The sequence below is a fragment of the Prosthecomicrobium sp. N25 genome, from assembly GCF_037203705.1.
In the GTDB taxonomy this organism is placed as follows: domain Bacteria; phylum Pseudomonadota; class Alphaproteobacteria; order Rhizobiales; family Ancalomicrobiaceae; genus Prosthecodimorpha.
Map to the genome: position 1 here is coordinate 118,899 of NZ_JBBCAT010000002.1, position 19,370 is coordinate 138,268.

The 19,370-nt window shown below is 70.1% G+C and carries 13 protein-coding genes; 4 read left to right on the forward strand and 9 right to left on the reverse strand.

Annotated features, from left to right (window positions below; genetic code table 11):
• Positions 1–72: 72 nt before the first annotated feature.
• A complete protein-coding gene (locus WBG79_RS15375; RefSeq protein WP_337358073.1) occupies positions 73–753 on the forward strand; it encodes a DUF433 domain-containing protein in 681 nt (226 codons plus the stop codon).
• A 15-nt stretch (positions 754–768) separates the two neighbouring features.
• Positions 769–1,152, forward strand: a complete 384-nt coding sequence (locus WBG79_RS27630) for a DUF5615 family PIN-like protein (protein ID WP_443147463.1) — start codon at positions 769–771, stop codon at positions 1,150–1,152.
• Positions 1,153–1,169: 17 nt separating this feature from the next.
• Here WBG79_RS27630 and trpS read toward each other — a convergent pair whose 3' ends face one another.
• The 4 genes from trpS to WBG79_RS15395 all read right to left on the reverse strand — a co-directional run bounded on the left by trpS (position 1,170) and on the right by WBG79_RS15395 (position 9,210).
• Positions 1,170–2,219 (reverse strand): tryptophan--tRNA ligase, encoded by a 1,050-nt coding sequence (gene trpS, locus WBG79_RS15380; RefSeq protein WP_337358074.1) that lies wholly within the window; start codon positions 2,217–2,219, stop codon positions 1,170–1,172.
• 104 nt (positions 2,220–2,323) lie between these two features.
• The gene (gene murJ, locus WBG79_RS15385; protein ID WP_337358075.1) at positions 2,324–3,901 is read right to left on the reverse strand and encodes a murein biosynthesis integral membrane protein MurJ; all 1,578 of its coding nucleotides are present in this window, start codon (positions 3,899–3,901) and stop codon (positions 2,324–2,326) included.
• Between the two features lie 129 nt (positions 3,902–4,030).
• Positions 4,031–6,826 (reverse strand): [protein-PII] uridylyltransferase, encoded by a 2,796-nt coding sequence (locus tag WBG79_RS15390; RefSeq protein WP_337358076.1) that lies wholly within the window; start codon positions 6,824–6,826, stop codon positions 4,031–4,033.
• Between the two features lie 104 nt (positions 6,827–6,930).
• The gene (locus WBG79_RS15395) at positions 6,931–9,210 is read right to left on the reverse strand and encodes an NADP-dependent malic enzyme (RefSeq protein WP_337358077.1); all 2,280 of its coding nucleotides are present in this window, start codon (positions 9,208–9,210) and stop codon (positions 6,931–6,933) included.
• 171 nt (positions 9,211–9,381) lie between these two features.
• Between WBG79_RS15395 and mutS the strand changes: the two genes are divergently transcribed.
• Complete coding sequence (mutS, locus tag WBG79_RS15400; protein WP_337358078.1) at positions 9,382–12,123, forward strand: DNA mismatch repair protein MutS; 2,742 nt, start codon at positions 9,382–9,384, stop codon at positions 12,121–12,123.
• Positions 12,124–12,151: 28 nt separating this feature from the next.
• Here the strand turns inward: mutS and WBG79_RS15405 are convergent, their stop codons facing one another.
• Positions 12,152–13,123 (reverse strand): GNAT family N-acetyltransferase, encoded by a 972-nt coding sequence (locus WBG79_RS15405; RefSeq protein ID WP_337358079.1) that lies wholly within the window; start codon positions 13,121–13,123, stop codon positions 12,152–12,154.
• Positions 13,124–13,339: 216 nt separating this feature from the next.
• Here WBG79_RS15405 and WBG79_RS15410 point away from each other — a divergent pair, with 216 nt between their 5' ends.
• On the forward strand, positions 13,340–14,872 hold the full coding sequence (locus WBG79_RS15410; protein ID WP_337358080.1) for a YifB family Mg chelatase-like AAA ATPase: 1,533 nt from the start codon (positions 13,340–13,342) through the stop codon (positions 14,870–14,872).
• 162 nt (positions 14,873–15,034) lie between these two features.
• On the opposite strand, the gene WBG79_RS15415 is transcribed toward WBG79_RS15410, so the two are convergent.
• The 4 genes from WBG79_RS15415 to WBG79_RS15430 form a co-directional block, all read right to left on the reverse strand.
• A complete protein-coding gene (locus WBG79_RS15415) occupies positions 15,035–15,853 on the reverse strand; it encodes a carbohydrate ABC transporter permease (RefSeq protein ID WP_337358081.1) in 819 nt (272 codons plus the stop codon).
• A gap of 8 nt (positions 15,854–15,861) precedes the next feature.
• On the reverse strand, positions 15,862–16,752 hold the full coding sequence (locus tag WBG79_RS15420) for a carbohydrate ABC transporter permease (RefSeq protein ID WP_337358082.1): 891 nt from the start codon (positions 16,750–16,752) through the stop codon (positions 15,862–15,864).
• A gap of 146 nt (positions 16,753–16,898) precedes the next feature.
• Positions 16,899–18,188: an ABC transporter substrate-binding protein gene (locus WBG79_RS15425; protein ID WP_337358083.1), complete on the reverse strand. Its 1,290-nt coding sequence runs from the start codon at positions 18,186–18,188 to the stop codon at positions 16,899–16,901.
• A 12-nt stretch (positions 18,189–18,200) separates the two neighbouring features.
• Complete coding sequence (locus WBG79_RS15430) at positions 18,201–19,238, reverse strand: ABC transporter ATP-binding protein (protein WP_337358084.1); 1,038 nt, start codon at positions 19,236–19,238, stop codon at positions 18,201–18,203.
• Between the last annotated feature and the right edge of the window lie 132 nt (positions 19,239–19,370).

The window sequence follows — 19,370 nt, forward strand, 5'->3', positions numbered from 1 at the left end:
TAGACAATCGAATCAACCGTAATTTCCTTTTTGCGAACGGTGTGCTAAGAGGTCGAGATAGAAGACGAACTCATGCAAAGAAAACCTACTGAACCCCTAGAACCACCATCTCTTGATGTAAGCAGCATTATTGCTGCTTTCTCTGAGGAACAGGTGACACGAATCACATCCCTGTCGAAGGGGAGGCTACGCTATTGGGCGAAGACAAACTTTTTTACTCCAAGCTACGTTGAAGACAGCTCAAGCGCAGCATACAGCAGATTCTATTCATTTAAGGACATGGTGGCACTTAAGACTCTTGAGATTCTGCGTATCCAGAACAAAGTTCCACTGCAGCACCTTCGCAAGGTCGCCGACAAGCTTAGTCATCTCAAGGATCAACTGTGGACCAAGACAACCCTGTTCGTCATCAACCGGGAGGTCATTTTCGTGAATCCTGAAACCGGAAAACCTGAGGCGGTGCTGTCTGGCCAATACGTGATGGAACTTCCCCTCACTAACATGATCGAAGAAACGAAAGCAGAGATACTGAAGCTCCGAGCGCGTCGTGAAGGAACGCAAGGGCAAGTAATGCGTCACAAAACCGTTGCGAGAAATGCCTGGGTAATCGCGGGCACCCGCATACCCGTATCAGCAATCCAGCGATTTCATGAGGACGGCTATTCAGCGGATCAGATTATTGAGGAGTATCCAGATCTGACTGCGGAGGACATCGAAGCTGCCCTCCAACATGGACAGACGAGCGCTGCGTAATCGAGTCCTACAAGTATGCGTTTCTTCATTGACCATTGCGTACCGGAGTCTGTGGCGAAAGCTCTGGAAGGGCAAAGCCGAAATGTAATTCGTTTACGAACAAAAACCGCTCCTGACTCGCCCGATACATTAGTTGCGGCCGTAGCTGAAGCAAACAACGCCGTACTTGTGACCTTAGATCCCGATTTTAAGGCTATCGCAGCTCGCACCGGAGTCGGCCGGCGACGATTTAAGACGCTCAGCCTGATTAGGTTTGAAAGATGTCGAGAGTCACGCACAGCTGAACGTTTGCTGGTTGCCCTCTCCTTAATTGACCACGAATGGAACGTTGGCCAAGACTCAAGAGACCGACGTATGTTTGTCGTTATTACACCGGAGTCTATAAGGACCCATCGTTAGTTAGCCAAACGGTATCGTCACCTCAGAAACCCCACCACGTCCTTCACCGCGTCCATCACGGGCGCGGCGATGGCGCTCGCGCGCTCGCCGCCGTCCTTCAGGACCGCGTCGATGTGGCCGGGGTCGGCCAGGAGGCGCTTCATCTCGGCGTTGATGGGGGCGAGCTTGGTGACGGCGAGGTCGGTCAGGGCCTGCTTGAAGGTGGAGAATTGGCCGCCGCCGTACTGGCCGAGGATGGCCTCGCGGGTGTCGCCCGAGAGGGCGGCGTAGATGCCGACGAGGTTGTCGGCCTCGGGGCGGTTCTCCAGGCCCTTCGGCTCGGTCGGCAGGGGCTCGGGGTCGGTCTTCGCCTTGCGGAACTTCTGGGCGATCGTGTCCTGGTCGTCGGTCAGATTGATGCGGCTATAGTCGGAGGGGTCCGACTTCGACATCTTCTTGGTGCCGTCGCGCAAGCTCATGACGCGCGTCGCCGGGCCCTGGATGAGCGGCTCGGGGAGCGGGAAGAAGGCGTCGCCGAGGCCGAGCTCGGCGATGCGGCCCGCGAAGTCGTTGTTGAACTTCTGGGCGATGTCGCGGGCGAGCTCGAGATGCTGCTTCTGGTCCTCGCCCACGGGCACGTGGGTGGCGCGGTAGACCAGGATGTCGGCGGCCATCAGGTTCGGGTAGGCGTAGAGGCCCGTCGAGGCGTTCTCGCGGTCCTTGCCGGCCTTGTCCTTGAATTGGGTCATGCGGTTCAGCCAGCCGAGGCGGGCGACGCAGTTGAACACCCAGGCGAGCTCGGCGTGCTCGTGGACCCGGCTCTGGTTGAAGACGATGTTCCGCTTCGGGTCGATGCCGGCGGCCAGGAACGCGGCCGTGACCTCGCGGGTCTGCTGGACCAGGTCCGGCTGGACGAGCGTCGCCGTGATGGCGTGCAGGTCGACCACGCAATAGATGCAGGGGTGGGTGTCCTGCATGGCGACGAAGCGCTGGATGGCGCCGAGGTAGTTGCCGAGATGCAGGTTGCCGGTCGGCTGGACGCCCGAGAAGACGAGCGGTTCGAAGGTGGTCTGGGGGGCGTCGGTCATGGGCAAGTCCTCGCGGGTCGCGGGGTCTTAGGCGATGTGCGGGACGGGAGCAAGGGGCGGGGCGCCGGATCGGGCACGAGCCGGCAGGGGCCGTGGCGGCGCGACTATTCGGCCGCGGCGGTCCGCTCGCGGGCGACGAGGGCCCGGAGGCGGCGCAGGTCGACGCCGCCCATGAGATGCGCCAGGGCGAAGAAGACGACGAAGCCGGAACCGCAGAGGAGCGCCAGCGCGCCGAGCTTGACGGGCAGCGGGTTCTCGGCCCCGGTCCAGCCTTCCAGCAGGTCGGCCAGGAGCCAGACGACGACCCCCATGGCGGCGGCCGCGCCGGCGATGCGCGGCAGGCGGTGCTCGAGCTCGCCGTCGGCGCGCCAGTGGCCGCGGCGGACCAGGAGGCCCCAGAGCAGGAGCGCGTTGACCCAGCCGGCCGCCGAGGTGGCGAGGGCGATCGCGACGTGCTCGAAGACGGGATAGAGGGCGAGCGACAGGGCGACGTTGACCGCCACCGAGACGGCGCCGACCACCATCGGGGTGCGGGTGTCCTCGCGGGCGAAGAAGCCCGGGGCGAAGACCTTGACGAAGACGAAGGCCGGCAGGCCGTAGCCGAAGCCCAGGAGCGCCTCGGCGGTCGCCTGGGTGTCCTGCGGGCCGAAGGCGCCGCGCTCGAACAGGACCTCGACGATCGGCTGCGCCGCGACCACCAGGGCGACGGCGGCGGGCAGGGTCAGGACCGCGGCGAATTCCAGGCTGCGGTTCTGGGCCGCCAGCGCCAGGTCCTCGCGGTCGGCGCGGAGCTGGCGGGCGATCTCGGGCAACAGGACGGTTCCGACCGCGACCCCGACGAGACCGAGGGGGAGCTGGTAGACGCGGTCGGCATAGTAGAGGAACGCCACCGAGCCCGCCGACAGGGAGGCGATCATGGTGCCGACCACGATGTTGATCTCGGCGATGCCGCCCGCGATCGCGCCCGGCACCGCCAACCGGAGGAGCCGGGCGACCGAGGGCGTCCAGCGCGGGCGGACGAGGCGCGGGGCCCAGCCGGCGCGGCTTACCGCGACGGTCACCAGCGCGAGCTGGGCGAGGCCGGCGAGGGAAACGCCGGCGGCGAGCCAGATGCCCGCCTCGCGGGTGCGGGCGAGGCCGGCCGAAAGGGCGGCGAGCAGCGCCGCGATCAGCACGAGGTTGAGGAGCACGGGGGCGAGCGCGGCGGCGAGGAAGCGGCGGTGCGCGTTGAGGATGCCGCCCATCAGCGCGATCAGCGCCATGGCGGCCAGGTAGGGGAAGCAGATCCGCGTCAGGAGCGTGGCGAGGCCGAACTTCTCCGGGTCGGCCGCGAAGCCGGGCGCGAGCACCCAGACCAGCCCCGGCGCGGCCAGCATGGCGAGGCCCGAGAAGGCGAGCACCGCGACCAGCAGGACGGCCAGCACGTCGGCGGCGAAGCGGCGGGCGCCGCCCTCCCCCTCGGCCTCGAGCACGCGGGCGTAGAGGGGCACAAAGGCGGCGTTGAAGGCGCCCTCGGCGAAGAGGCGGCGGAACAGGTTGGGCAGCCGGAAGGCGACCACGAAGGCGTCCGCGACCGGACCGGTGCCGAGCGCGGCGGCGATCAGGGTGTCGCGCAGGAAACCGAGCACCCGGCTCGCCAGGGTGGCGGCGCCGACGCTCATGAAGTTGCGGACGAGGGACATGCGCGCTCCGCCGGATGGGACCTGCTTATAACGCAGGCAGGCGCGGCTGTCGCCAGAACGGACGGAGTCCGGCCGGGTTATCCCCCCGACTGTTCGCGGTCCGGCCGGCTTGGACCCGCTTGCCGGCCGCTAGCCGGCGCTGGCGCGCTTTGGGGCCGGCCCGGCCTCGTCGCGGGTGCCGTCGAAGGCCTTCATCATGCGTTCGCGCACGACACGCTCGCGCGCCTTGGCCTCGACCTTCTGGCCGAAGAGGTCGGTGACGTAGAAGACGTCCACGGCGCGTTCTCCGAAGGTGGCGATGTGGGCGGAGGCGATGTTCAGGTTCAGGTCCGAGATGGCGCGGGTCAGGTCGTAGAGGAGGCCGGGGCGGTCGAGGCCCGACACCTCGATGACGGTGAAGCGGTCGGACCAGGAGTTGTTGACGATCACGTCGGTCGGCAGCTGGAAGGCCTTGACGCGGGGCTTGGCCAGCGCCTTGCGCTCGATCTGCTCCGGCAGCCGCTCCTCGCCGGCGAGCGCCTTCTCGATCAGGGCCGAGACGCGGCTGCCGCGGCGCTGCTCGTCGCCGTCGTCGGTGAACTCGCGGCTGACGTAGATCGTGTCGAGGGCGAGGCCGTCGGTGGTCGTGTAGATCTGGGCGTCGACGATGTTGGCGCCCGCCACCGCGCAGGCCCCGGCGATGATCGACAGGAGGCGCGGGTGGTCGGAGGCCAGCACCGTGATCTCGGTCACGCCCTGGAAGGCGCGCGGCGTCACGCGGGTGGCGAGCTTCCTGCCGGCCCGGTCGGCCGCCCGGATGAACTCGGCGTGGTTCAGCTTGCTGGGGAGGTCGACGCGCAGCCAGTAGGGCGGATAGTGGCGCTCGACATAGGCGGCCTTCTCGGCATCGCTCCAGCCCGCGAGCTTGTCGGAGAGCTCGCGCTTGGCCGCCGCGACGCGCTGGTCGCGGGTGATCTGGCTGTGGCCGCCGGCGAGGTAGGGCTCGGTCTCGTAGTAGAGCGTGCGCAGGAGCTGGCCCTTCCAGCCGTTGAAGACGCCCGGGCCGACGGCACGGATGTCAGCCACGGTCAGGATCAGCAGCATCTTGAGGCGCTCGGGGCTCTGCACCACCTCGGCGAAATCGCGGATCGTCTTGCGGTCGTTGAGATCGCGGCTGGTGGCGACCACGCTCATGACCAGGTGCTTCTCGATCAGCCAGACCACGGTGTCGGTCTCGGCCGGCGAGAGGCCGAAGCGCGGGCAGAGCCGGGCGGCGATGCGGGCGCCGATGAACGAGTGGTCCTCCGGCCGGCCCTTGCCGACATCGTGCAGGAAGAGGGCGACGTAGAGGAGCCGGCGGTTCTGGATGCCGGGCATCAGCTCGGTGGCGAGAGGAAGCTCTGCGGCGCGGCTGCCCTTCTCGATCAGCGACAGCTCGCCGATGGAGCGGATCAGGTGCTCGTCCACCGTGTAGTGGTGGTACATGTTGAACTGCATCATCGCGACCACCTTGCCGAACTCCGGCACGAAGCGGCCGAGCACGCCGGTCTCGTTCATCCGGCGCAGGATGGTCTCCGGGTCGTTGCGCGAGGTGAGCACGTCGAGGAAGAGCGTGTTCGCCTCGCGGTTCCGGCGCAGGTCGTCGTCGATCAGCTTGAGCGAGCGTGTGACCAGCTTGAGGACGTCCGGGTGGAACGCCAGGTTCTCCTTGTCGGCGATGGCGAAGAGCCGGATGAGCTGGACCGGATCCTTCCGGAAGACGTCCGCGTCCGCGACGTTGATGCGGTCGTTGTCGACCGTGAAGGCGCCGCCGCCGAGCACCTTGCGGGTCCGGCGGGTGAAGCGGCTGATGAAGCGGTTCAGGACCGGCGCGGTCTTGACGTGCTGCTCCTCGAGCGCCGCGCAGAAGATCAGCGTCAGGTCGCCGACGTCCTTGGCGACCAGGAAGTAGTGCTTCATGAAACGCTCGACGGCGCGCAGGCCGGCACGCTCGACATAGCCGAGCCGGCGAGCGATCTCGCGCTGCAGCTCGAAGCTCAGCCGCTCCTCCGAGCGGTTGGTGACGAAGTGCATGTTGCAGCGGACCGCCCAGAGGAAGTCCTCGCAGCGCTTGAAGCGGACATACTCCGCCTTGGAGAGGACGCCCGCGCCGATCAGGTCCTCGGGCTGGCGGACGCGGTAGAAGTACTTGGCGATCCAGAAGAGGGTCTGCAGGTCGCGCAGGCCGCCCTTGCCCTCCTTGATGTTCGGCTCGACCAGGTAGCGCGACGTGCCCTGGCGCTTCAGGCGGTCGTCGCGCTCGCCGAGCTTGGCGGCGATGTATTCCGATCCGGTGTTGCGGACGACATCCTCGTCGAAGCGGCGGGTCAGGTCGCGGAACAGCGGCTCGTCGCCCCAGATGTAGCGCGCCTCCAGGATGGCGGTGCGGATGGTTAGGTCCGACCGCGACAGGCGGATGCACTCCTCGACGTTGCGGGTGGCGTGGCCGACCTTCAGGCCGAGGTCCCACAGCATGTAGAGGATGTATTCGATGACGCTCTCGCCCCAGGGCGTCTGCTTGTAGGGAAGCAGGAACAGGAGATCGATGTCGGAGCCCGGCGCCAGCGTGGCGCGGCCGTAGCCGCCGACCGCCGTGATCGCCATGCGCTCGGCCGAGGAGGGGTTCTTGACCGGATAGACGAACTGGATGGCGAAGTCGTAGACGACCCGGATGATCTGGTCCTGCACGTAGGAGAGGCGCTCGGCGCAGAGCGACCCGCGGCGGTCCTCGAGCAGCAGGGCCTCGATGCGGGCGCGGGTGGCGGCCCGGACCTCCTTCAGGGCGGACAGGACCTTGGCGCGGATGGCCGGATTGCCGCCGTCCGAACCGGGCTCGACGAAGGCCGCCAGGCGCCGCCTGAGCGCGTCCGCGTCGACGAGGGACTCGAAGCCCTTGTGTGTTGCCATGGTGGTCCGGTCCCGCTCAGCGCCCCTCGAAGGGGCGCGAGGTTAGCGCCGAGCCGTTGCGGATTCCACAAGAACGGATGAGCCCGACCGGCGCGGCCGGCCGGTCAGGCGTCCACCCCGTAGGCGGCGAGCGCCGCCATGTTGACGAGGTCGGAATCCTTGGCGCCGAGCGGGACGATCTGGACGGATTTCTCCAGGCCGAAGATCAGCGGGCCGATGACGGTGCAGCCGCCGAGCTCCTGCAGCATCCGGGTCGAGATGGCGGCGGAATGGAGCGCCGGCATGACGAGCACGTTGGCGGGTCCCTTCAGCCGGCAGAAGGGGTGGGCGGCCATCTTCTCCGGGTCGAGGGCAACGTCGGCGGACATCTCGCCGTCGTAGTCGAAGTCGACGCCGCGGCGGTCGAGGATCTGCACGGCCTCCTGGACCTTGGCGGAGCGCTCGCCCGGCGGCTGGCCGAAGGTGGAGTAGGCGAGCAGCGCCACGTGCGGCTCGTAGCCGAGCTTGCGGGCGGCGCGGGCCGCCTCGGTGGCGATGTCGGCGAGTTCCTCGCCGGTCGGCATCTCGGTGACGGCGGTGTCGGCGACCACCACGGTCCGGCCGCGGGCGATGACCAGCGAGACGCCGATCACGCGGTGACCGGGACGGGGGTCGATGACCCGGCGGACGTCGTCGAGGACGGTGGCGGCGTGTCGCGTCGCCCCGGAGATCATGGCGTCGGCGTCGCCGTGCGCCAGCATCAGGGCGGCGAAGTGGTTGCGGTCCTGGTTGACCACGCGCTGGCAGTCGCGGAAGAGCCAGCCCTTGCGCTGCAGGCGGGCGTAGAGCGTCTCGGCATAGACCCGGTTGCGGTCCGAGAGCGCGGCGTTGTGGACCTGCACGCCCCGGAGCTCGATGCCGGCGCGGGCTGCGGTGTCGCGGATGCGGTCCTCGCGGCCGATCAGGATCGGGGTGCCGAGGCCCTGGGCCGCGAAGGACACGGCGGCGCGGATCACCTGCTCCTCCTCGCCCTCCGCGAAGGCCACGCGCTTCGGCCGGGCGCGCAGTTCGCTGAAGATCCGCTGGAGGCTGCCGGCGACCCGGTCGCGGCGGGCGGAAAGCTGCAGGCGGTAGGCGTCGAGGTCGGCGATCGGGCGGCGGGCGACGCCGGAGCGCATGGCCGCCTCGGCCACCGCCGAGGGCACGGCGGAGAGCAGACGCGGGTCGAACGGGACCGGGATGATGTAGTCGCGGCCGAACTTCGGGCGGTGGCCGCTGTAGGCGGCGGCGACCTCGTCGGGCACGTCCTCGCGGGCCAGCATGGCGAGCGCGCGGGCGGCGGCGACCTTCATCTCTTCGTTGATGCGGCTCGCCCGCACGTCGAGGGCGCCGCGGAAGATGTAGGGGAAGCCGAGCACGTTGTTGATCTGGTTCGGGTAGTCCGACCGGCCGGTCGCCACGATGGCGTCGTCCCGGATCGCCGCGACCTCCTCGGGCGTGATCTCCGGGTCCGGGTTCGCCATGGCGAAGATGATCGGGTTCGGGGCGAGGGAGCGGATCATCGCGTCCGTGAAGGCGCCCTTGGCCGAAAGCCCGAAAACGACGTCGGCCCCCACCATGGCGTCGGCGAGGGTGCGGGCGTCGGTCTCGACCGCATGGGCCGACTTCCACTGGTTCATGCCCTCGACGCGGCCCTTGTAGACGACGCCCTTGGTGTCGCAGAGGATGACGTTCTCGTGCCGGAATCCGAGCGCCTTGAGCAGCTCGATGCAGGCGATGCCGGCCGCGCCGGCCCCGTTGCAGACGAGCCTGGTGGTCTCCATACGCCGGCCGGTCAGGTGCAGCGCGTTGATCAGGCCCGCCATGGCGATGATGGCGGTGCCGTGCTGGTCGTCGTGGAAGACGGGGATGTCCATCAGCTCGCGCAGGCGCTGCTCGATGACGAAGCAGTCCGGGGCCTTGATGTCCTCCAGGTTGATGCCGCCGAAGGCCGGGCCGAGATGGCGGACGGCGGCGACGAACTCGTCGACGTTCTCGGTATCGACCTCCAGGTCGAAGGAGTCGATGTCGGCGAAGCGCTTGAAGAGGACGGCCTTGCCCTCCATCACGGGCTTGGCGGCGAGCGCGCCCAGGTTGCCGAGGCCGAGGATGGCGGTGCCGTTCGAGATCACCGCCACCATGTTGCCCTTGGCGGTGTAGTCATAGGCGGCGGCCGGGTTCTCGGCGATGGCCCTTACCGGCACGGCGACGCCCGGCGAATAGGCGAGCGACAGGTCGCGCTGGGTCGCCATCGGCTTGGTGGCGACGACCTCGAGCTTGCCGGGCTTGCCCTGGGCGTGGAACTGCAGGGCCTCCTGGTCGGTCAGGGAGAAACGCGCCCTGCCGCCGCGGTTGTTCGTCTCCATGGGAATTCTTCTTTCCGGGCCGTGCCCCGACCTTGGGGAGCCGACCTTATCTGCGACATTCTGCCGCCTCAAGGGTGCGGAGGGCCGGACTGCTCAAACCCGTGGAATTCCGGATGGGCGGCGGTCGCCGGCCTCGCGCGGCGCGGGGGCGATCTGCTAGCGTCCGGGCCCATGACGGACATCGCAGAGCCCGAGATCGACGCCGCAGCGGGGCACGTGACGCCCTCGATGGCGCAGTTCATGGAGATCAAGGCCGCCAATCCGGACTGCCTGCTCTTCTACCGGATGGGAGACTTCTACGAGCTCTTCTTCGACGACGCGGTGGAGGCCTCGCGGGCGCTCGGGATCGTGCTGACCAAGCGCGGCAAGCATCTCGGGCAGGACATCCCGATGTGCGGCGTGCCGGTCGTGCGCTCCGACGAGTACCTGCAGAAGCTGATCGCGCTCGGGTTCCGGGTCGCGGTCTGCGAACAGCTCGAGGATCCGGCCGAGGCGCGCAAGCGCGGCGCGAAGGCGGTGGTGCGGCGCGACGTCGTCCGGCTCGTCACGCCGGGCACGATCACGGAGGAAACGCTCCTCGACGAGGGCCGCTCCAACTGGCTCCTGGCGATCGCGCGGACGCGGGGCGGCGGTGAGGCGGAGGACCGCTTCGGCCTCGCCTGGGCGGACATCTCGACGGGCGCGTTCAGGCTCGCGGAGACGGACAGGCCGCGCCTGGCCGCCGATCTGGCGCGGATCGACGCGAAGGAGATCGTCGTCCCGGACCGCGTCTTCGAGGACGAGGCGCTGAAGCCGGTGTGGCGCCAGTGCCGCGCCGCCGTGACGCCGGTGCCGGCCGCGCTCTTCGACGGGGCGACGGCGGCCGACCGGGTCGCGGGCTATTTCGCCGTCTCGACCCTCGACGGCTTCGGGGTGTTCGGCCGCGCCGAGACGGCCGCGGCGGCGGGGCTCGTCGCCTACGTGGAGAAGACGCAGATCGGCAAGCGCGCCAGGCTCGACCCGCCGGTGCGCGAGGCGGGTGCCGCCGTCATGCTGATCGACGCGGCCACGCGGGCGAACCTGGAGATCCTGCGCACGCTCTCGGGCGACCGCCGCGGCAGCCTCGCGGGGGCGATCGACCGCACCGTGACGGGCGGCGGGCAGCGCCTCCTCACCGAGCGGCTGGCGAGCCCGTCGACCGTGGCGGCCACCATCGAGCGGCGGCTCGACGCGGTCGCGTATCTCGCCGACGACACGCTGCTGGCGGCGGACCTGCGGCAGGCCCTCAAGGCGGCCCCCGACATGACACGCCCGCTCGGCCGGCTGGCGCTGCAGCGGGGGGGCCCGCGCGACCTCGGCGCGATCCGGGGCGGCCTGGAGGCGGCCTTGCGCATCGCCGCGCGGCTCGCGGACGCGGCGTTGCCGCCGCCCGAGATCGCGGAGGCGCGCGACGCGCTCGCCGCGGCCCCGTCCGAGCTCGCGTCCGAGCTCGGACGGGCGCTCGCCGACGACCTGCCGCTGGTGCGCCGGGACGGCGGCTTCGTGCGCGCCGGCTACGCGGCGGCCCTCGACGAGTGCCGCGAGCTCTCCGCCGATTCGCGCCGGCTGATCGCGCGGCTGGAGGCGGACTACCAAGCGGAGACCGGCATCCGCTCCCTCAAGATCCGGCACAACAACGTGCTCGGCTTCTTCGTCGACACGACGCCCGCACATGCCGAGAAGCTCATGGGCCCGCCCCTGTCGGCGCGCTTCATCCACCGGCAGACGCTCGCCAACGCGGTGCGCTTCACGACCGTCGAGCTCGCCGACCTGGAGGCCAGGATCGCTTCGGCGGGCGAGCGGGCGCTCGGACTGGAAAGCCAGATCTTCGAAACGCTCGCCGCGGAGGCGGTCGCGGCCGGCGATCGGATCCGGCGGGCCGCCGAGGCGCTCGCGGTGCTGGACGTGACGCAGGGCTTCGCGGCGCTGGCGGCGGAGGACGGCTACGTCCGGCCGGTCGTGACCGAAGGGCTCGACTTCCGCATCCGGGCCGGGCGGCACCCGGTCGTCGAGCAGGCGCTGAGGCGCGACGGGCAGGATGCCTTCGTGGCCAACGACGCCGACATCGGGCCGGCGGCGCCGGACCAGGACGGACGGCTCGTGGTGCTGACCGGCCCCAACATGGGCGGCAAGTCGACCTGGCTCCGGCAGAACGCGCTGATCGCGATCCTGGCCCAGACGGGCGCCTTCGTGCCGGCCGCGGAGGCCCGGATCGGCATCGTCGACCGGCTCTTCAGCCGCGTCGGGGCGGCCGACGACCTGGCGCGCGGGCGGTCGACCTTCATGGTCGAGATGGTCGAGACGGCGGCGATCCTCAACCAGGCGGGGCGGCGCTCGCTGGTGATCCTCGACGAGATCGGCCGCGGCACGGCGACCTTCGACGGCCTCTCCATCGCCTGGGCGGCGATCGAGCACCTGAACCAGGTGAATCGCTGCCGCGCCCTCTTCGCGACCCACTATCACGAGCTGACCGGGCTGGCCGACCGGTTGCCGCGCGTCGTCAACGCCACGGTCCGGGTGCGCGAGTGGAAGGGCGATGTCGTGTTCCTGCACGAGATCGTGCCGGGGGCGGCGGACCGGTCCTACGGCATCCAGGTGGCACGGCTCGCGGGCCTGCCGGCGGGGGTGATCGAGCGGGCCCGGCAGGTGCTGCGCCAGCTCGAGGAGCACGACCGCAAGCGGCCGGCCTCCACGCTGATCGACGACCTGCCGCTCTTCTCGGCGCTGAAGCCCCGGACGCCGGATCCCGGGCCGGCGGAGACGCCCGCGCCGACTGTGCCGCCGGGCGCGGCCGCGGCGCTGCAGGAACTGGCCGCGCTGGCGCCCGACGACCTCAGCCCGCGCGAGGCGCTGGAGGCCCTCTACCGGCTGAAAGCCGCGCTGGCGAAAAGCTGATGCCCTCCCCGGCTCGCGGCAGCGGCCCTCACGCGGCGTGGCGGCTCGCGTCGGCGCCGTAGTAGTTCACGTAGCGGGTCGAGATGCGGGCGACGGGCAGGATCATGCAGACGTCCGTCGTGCCGAACTGGGCATCCACGACGGCGCCGTCCCCGATCATGGCGCCGAGGCGGAGGTAGCCCTTGACCAGGGGCGGCAGGGCCTGCAGGGCGCGGCGCGCGTCGACGGCCTCGCGGGCGAGCCGGTTCATCGCGACGGCGCGTTCCGGGCGCGCCGAGACGCGCCACTCGGCGTCGGCGCGCGCATGGTGGTGCAGGAAGGAGAGCGGCAGGGCGAGGCGGTCCGGGTCGGTGCCCTCCAGGCTGGCGCAACCGATCATCACGTCGACGCGGTGGCGCAGGACATAGGCCCAGACCCCGTGCCAGAGCAGCTCGACGGTGCGCTTGGTGCGGTATTCCGGGAGCACGCAGGAGCGGCCGAGCTCCAGGAAGCGAAGGCCCGGCTTGCGGGCGATCAGGGGGGCGACGTCGAACTCCGAGGCCGTGTAGAAGCCGCCGGCGCGGGCAGCCGCCTCCTGGCGGAGCAGGCGGTAGGTGCCGACGATGCGCGGGCCGGTCCGGCCGAAGCGACGCGGCTCGACGGACTCGTGATCGACCACCAGCATGTGGTCGCAGACCCGGTCGAAGCGATCGGCGTCCCGGCCGGTCACGAGCGTGCGGCCGTCCGCGACCGCGCCGAGCTCCTCGTAGAAGACGCGGTAGCGCAGCTTCTGGCAGCGGCGAACCTCGCCGACCGTGCGCGCGAGCCGCACCTCCAGGCTGCCGATCCGGCCGAGCGAGGTCTCCCGGGCACCCGGCAGGGGCCCGAGCGGCAGCGGGAGAGCCACTCCGGGCGCGAGCGGCAGGCGGCCGAGGGGCAGGTCGCGGAAGGGCAGCAGGTCGAACAGGGCGGCTGCGGGCCGGCGACCTGGGGAGGCGGGGGCGTCGAGCGCGTCGGTCATGAAGGTTGCACCGCAGGAGGCCGCCCGCGGCGGCCAGCGCGACCACTAAGCACGATTGGCTGACGGTGTCATGACGAAGGGGCGGGCCGCGGCGGCGGCGGCGGCGCCCGGTCGCATGCGTCGATTGCAATCTGTGTGTGCAAATCATGATTCGGGGTTGCATTCGTTCTGAGAACGTTCTAGGAATTCCCGGAGTGTTTCCGAGGGGCGTTGTCGATGGTCGCGCATGTCACGACGGTGTCGTTCCAGGGGATCGAGGCGGTTCCCGTCGACGTGCAGGTCCAGCTGACCGGCGGCAAGCCGGTCTTCGCGATCGTCGGGCTGCCGGACAAGACGGTGGCGGAGAGCCGCGAGCGGATCCGGGCGGCGCTCTACGCGACGGGGCTGGCGCTGCCGGCCAAGCACATCACCGTCAATCTGGCGCCGGCGGACCTGCCCAAGGAGGGCAGCCACTACGACCTGCCGATCGCGCTCGGCATCATGGCCGCCATCGGGGCGCTGCCGGGCGACCAGCTGGACGGCTACGCGGCGGTGGGCGAACTGGCGCTCGACGGCACGATCGCGCCGGTCGCGGGCGTGCTGCCGGCCGCCATCGGGGCGAACGCGCTGGGCAAGGGCCTGATCTGCCCGGCGGACTGCGGGTCGGAGGCCGCCTGGGCGAGCCCCGACCTCGACATCGTGGCGGGCCGCAGCCTCGTCCAGCTCGCCAACCACTTCAAGGGGACCCAGGCGATCGCCCGGCCGACGCCGCGCATGCGGGAGAACGGCCCGGCGCTGCCGGACCTCAGGGACGTGAAGGGCCAGGAGACGGCGAAGCGGGCGCTCGAAGTCGCGGCGGCGGGCGGGCACCACCTCCTGTTCGTCGGCCCCCCGGGATCCGGCAAGTCGATGCTGGCGAGCCGGCTGCCCTCGATCCTGCCGCCGCTCGAGCCGCGCGAGCTGCTCGAGGTCTCGATGGTCGCCTCCATCGCGGGCGAGCTGCCGGAGGGCGCGCTGTCGTCGCGCCGGCCCTTCCGGGCGCCGCACCACTCCGCCTCGATGGCGGCGCTGGTGGGCGGCGGCATCCGGGCCCGGCCCGGGGAGATCTCGCTCGCCCACCACGGCGTGCTGTTCCTCGACGAGATGCCCGAGTTCAACCCGCAGGTGCTCGATTCCCTGCGCCAGCCGCTGGAGACCGGCTCGGTGATGATCGCGCGGGCGAACCACCGGGTCAGCTATCCGGCGCGCATCCAGCTGGTGGCGGCCATGAACCCGTGCCGCTGCGGGCACGCCGGCGATCCGGGGCACGTCTGCCGGCGCGGCCCGCGCTGCGCGGACGACTACCAGGAGCGGATCTCCGGCCCTCTCCTCGATCGGATCGACCTGCGCGTCGAAGTGGCCGCGGTGACGGCCGCCGACCTCGTCCTGCCGGCGCCGCGGGAGGGCTCGGCCGAGGTCGCGGCGCGGGTCGCCCGGGCCCGCACGATCCAGAGGGAGCGCTTCGCCGCCCTCGGCGTCGAAGGGCTGCGCACCAACGCGGACTGCAGTCCGGCGGTCGTGGAGGAGATCGCCCGCCCGGATTCCTCCGGGGCCCGGCTTCTGGTCGAGGCCGCCGAGGCGCTGAAGCTCTCCGCCCGCGGGTACCACCGGGTGCTGAAGGTGGCGCGGACGCTCGCCGACCTCGACGAGGCGCCGAAGGTCGGCCGCATCCACATCGCCGAGGCGATCGGCTACCGCGGCGCCGGCGAAAGGCTCGCGACGGCGGCGTGAGGCGGGCCTGGGCGCGGCATCGGGCGCCCGGTGGCGCGGAGCCGGAGGGTCCGGCGCGGGCCCGAGGTTCCGCAGCAGCGACCGGAGCGCTGCGGTCCCCAGCGAGAGCCCCCGCCGGGCAGCCTCTCGCGAGCGCCGAGACGCGGGCCGCGAGGGCGCGCCTCAGCGGATGCCGGCGCGCATGAAGGACTGCACGAACTGGCGCTGAAAGACCAGGAAGGCGACGAGCAGGGGGCCGGAGGTGATGAGGGTGGCGGCGGTGATCACCGACCAGTCGATGCCCTGGTCGACGGAGGCGAAGACCGAGAGGCCGACCGTCAGGGGCCGGGTCTCGACCGAGTTGGTGATGATCAGCGGCCAGAGGAAGTTGTTCCAGTGATAGCTGACCTGGACCAGCCCGTAGGCGAGATAGATCGGCCGGGCGGCCGGCACATAGACGCGCCAGAGCACGCCCGCGGTGCCGCAGCCCTCGATGCGGGCCGCCTCGTCGAGTTCCTTCGGCACGGTCATGAAGGTCTGGCGCAGGAGGAAGATGCCGAAGGCGGAGGTGAGGTAGGGGAGCGCGATGCCCCAGATCGTGTCGACCGCGCCGAGCGCCCGCATGGTCCGGTAGTTCACCACCGCGAGGATGTCGGGCGTGATCATCAGCTGCAGAAGGACGAGGCCGAAGAGCAGGCTTCGCCCCGTGAAGCGGTAGCGCGCGAAGGCGAAGGCCGCCAGCGTGCAGAGCACCATCTGGGAACCGACGATCAGGGTCACGATGAGGACCGTGTTCAGGAAATACCGGGCGAAGGGCGCGGCCGCCCAGGCCCGGGCGAAGTTCTCGAACGTGAGCGGCGCCAGGAGGTCGAAGCGGGTGGCGTATTCGGCCGTGTGGAAGGCCGTCCAGGCGGCATAGAGAAGCGGCGCCAGCCAGGCGAGGCCGAGGGCCCAGGCCGCGGCGGTCGCGGCGGCGCGGCGGATCGGGCGGCGGTCGCGCATCGCGGCCCTCACTGGTAATGCACCCGCCGGCCGGCGGCGAGGAACTGGACGAGGGCGAGGAGCGACAGGATGGCGAGCAGCACCATGGTGAGCGCGGTGGCGTAGCCCTGGTCCCAGAACTTGAAGCCCACCTGATAGAGGTGGAAGAGCAGGACGTTGGTGGCGTTGTCGGGCCCGCCGCCGGTCATGACGAAGATGTGGTCGACCATCCGGAAGGCGTTGATGACCGCGTTGACCAGGATGAAGAGCGTGACGGGCATCAGGAGCGGCCAGGTGATCCGCCGGAAGACGGTCAGGTCCGAGGCGCCCTCGATGGCGGCCGCCTCCTTCAGGTCCGGGGGGATGGTCTGCAGGGCGGCGAGGTAGAAGATCATGAAGAAGCCGGCCTCCTTCCAGACCGTCACCACCATGATGGCGCCGAGCGCGGTCGACTGGGTGCCGAGCCAGTTGGTCGCGCCGATGCCGAAGAGGCCGGCGATCTGGTCCAGCAGGCCGTAGTGGGGGGTGTAGAAGAAGAGCCAGATGTTGGCGACCGCGATCATCGGCAACACGGTCGGGGTGAAGTAGGCCATGCGCAGGAGACCGCGCCCGGCGATGCGCCCGTCGACGAAGAGCGCCATGGCGAGGGCGAGGCCGATCGACAGCGGGATGGTGCCGAGGGCGTAGACGAGGTTGTTGACGAGCGCCTTCCAGAAGATCGGGTCCGCGGCCATGTCCTCGTAGTTGGCCAGCCCGACGAAACGCGACGGGCGTGCCCCCTTCGGGGTCGAGTAGAGGCTGTCGATCGCGGTGCGGACGATCGGCACATGCGTGAAGGCGGCGAAGAGGACGATCGACGGCAGCAGGAGGAGCCAGGGCTCCGCCCTTGCGGCAAGCGACCGTCGCGGCGATGTCTTCACGGCTGGATCCCCTCGTCCTGCGCGCCTCGGGCGCCCCGGCGCCGTCCGGCGCCAAGGGCTCCCTGTTGTACCCGCCCCGTGGCGGCCATCCCCGTGCCCCCGACCCGGCCGCGTCCGGCTCGTCGGCGACCGGGCCGACCCTCGCCCTACTTGTAGGGCTTCAGGATGCGGTCCGCCTCCGCCTGGGCGTCCTTCATGGCCTGGGCCGGCATCTTGGTGCCGGTCAGCGCCGCCTGCAGGTTATCGTTCAGGGCCTTGGCGACACGCTGGTTGTCATGGGTGGAGAGCTCCGCGACGGCGAACTGCAGCTGGTCGCGCGCCACCGCGGCGGCCGGGAAGCCGGCGATATAGTCCTTCATGGCCTTGGTCTCGAAGGCGGCGGGCGAGACCGCCACGTAGCCGGTCGCGATCGACCACTGGGCGGCCCGCTCGGGGGCGGTCATCCACTCGGCGAAGACGGCCGCGGCCTTCTGCTGCTCGGGCGAGGCAGCCTTGAAGACGTAGAAGTTGCCGCCGCCGGTCGGCGAGCCGCGCCGCTTCTTCTCGGGAAGCATGGCGACCCCGAAGTCGAACTTGGCGTTGGTCTTCACGTTCGTCAGGTTGCCGGTGGTCGTCCACATCATGGCGACCTTGCGCTCGAAGAAGTCCTTCGGCGTGGTGCCCCATTCGACGATGCCGGGCGGGTGGACCTTGTCCTTGGTGGCGAGATCGACCCAGTACTGCAGCGCCTCGACGACCTCCGGCCTGTCGAACGCGACCGCCGTGCCGGCCTCGTTGGCGAGGAGAGCGCCGTTCGGCGTGGTCAGGCCCTGGAACAGCCAGTAGGGAAAGCCGGAGGACGGGATCGACACGCCCCACTGGGTGACGGCCCCGGAGGCGTCCCGCTTCGTGAGCTTGGCCGCCATGGCGCGCATCTCGTCCCAGGTCTGCGGCGCCTTCTCGGGATCGAGGCCGGCCTCCTTGAAGGCCTCCTTGTTCCAGTAGAGCACGATGGTCGAGCGCTGGAACGGGATGCCCCAGGTCTTGCCGCCCGTCTGGCTGTTCGCCATGAAGCCCGGGTAGAAGCTCTTGAACCAGGTCGCGGCCTTCTCCTTCGACACGATGTCGTCGAAGGGCACCACCGCGTCCTCGTCGATGAGGGTGAACATGTCGGTGGAGAGCGCGACCGCCACCGACGGCGCATCGCCGCCCTTCACGGCCGTGAGGATCTTGGCGATCGTGTCCTGGTAGGAACCCGAATAAACCGCCTTGACCTTGATGCCCGGGTTGTCCTTCTCGAAGTCGGCCACCATGCCGTCCACGATCTTGGTCACCGGACCGCCGACCGCGACCGGATAGTAGAAGGTCAGCGCGGTGTCGGCCGCCGCCGCGGGGGCGGCGATGCCGATCAGGGCGGCCGCGGCGGCGGCCAGGGTAGTGCGTCGGGTCATCCTCATGCTCGTCTCCTCTCAGGACATCGTCGCGGTCGCCGGCCGGGATTCGGGTGCCCCGGCGGATGGGCTGTCGAGGCGGCGTCCGGTGACGCCGTCGAACCGGTGTTCGTGGGCCGGGTCCCAGCCGAGCGCGAAGCGATCGCCGACGCGCGCGGCGGTCCGGCCGGGGACGCGCACCGACACGGCCTCGCCGTCCAGCATTAGGCCCACGATGGTGTCGGCGCCGAGATACTCCACGCTCGACACGGTGGCGTCGCGCGGGCCGCCGGCGGGCGGGTCGAGGCGCATGTGCTCGGCGCGAAGGCCCAGGATCGTGCCCTGCTGCCGTATCAGGTTCATGGCCGGGGCGCCGATGAAGCGCGCCGCGAAGGTAGTGGCGGGCCGTTCGTAGAGTTCGGCCGGGCTGCCCTGCTGCTCGATGCGACCGTCCTTCATCAGAATCACCCGGTCGGCCATGGTCATGGCCTCGATCTGGTCGTGGGTGACGTAGATCATGCTGAGCCCGAGCCGCTGCTGCAGGGCGCGGATCTCCACCCGCATCTCGCCGCGCAGCTTGGCGTCGAGGTTCGACAAGGGCTCGTCCATCAGGCAGACGGGCTGCTCGGCGATGATGGCGCGGGCGAGGGCCACGCGCTGGCGCTGGCCGCCGGACATCTGGCCGGGCTTTCGCTTCAGATAGTCGGAGAGGCCGACCAGGGCGGCGACGCGGGCGAGGCGCTCGCGGCGTTGCGCCCTCGGCACGCCGCGGACCTCGAGGCCGAAGGTGATGTTGTCGGCGACCGTCAGATGGGGGAAGAGCGCGTAGGACTGGAACACCATGGCGATGCGCCGGTCCTTCGGCGCCAGGTGGGTCACGTCGCGGTCGGCGATGCGGATGGTGCCGTCGTCCGGGTCCTCGAGGCCCGCGATCAGGCGCAGGGTCGTCGACTTGCCGCAGCCGGAGGGGCCGAGCAGGACGCAGAGCTCGCCCGCCTCGACCCGGAACGAGACGGCGTCGACGGCGCGCCGGTCGTCGAAGGCCTTGGTGAGTTCCGTGACTTCGATACGCGACACGCGACGTCGCCCCCCTTGGCGCCGGACCTGATCACCGGCCCGTGACGGCCCGATGACGGCGCATGCTAGGACATCTGCGCAGGAAATCGTAGGGACCAGCCCGGCTTGGTCGAACACCGCCCGGGGCGGCCC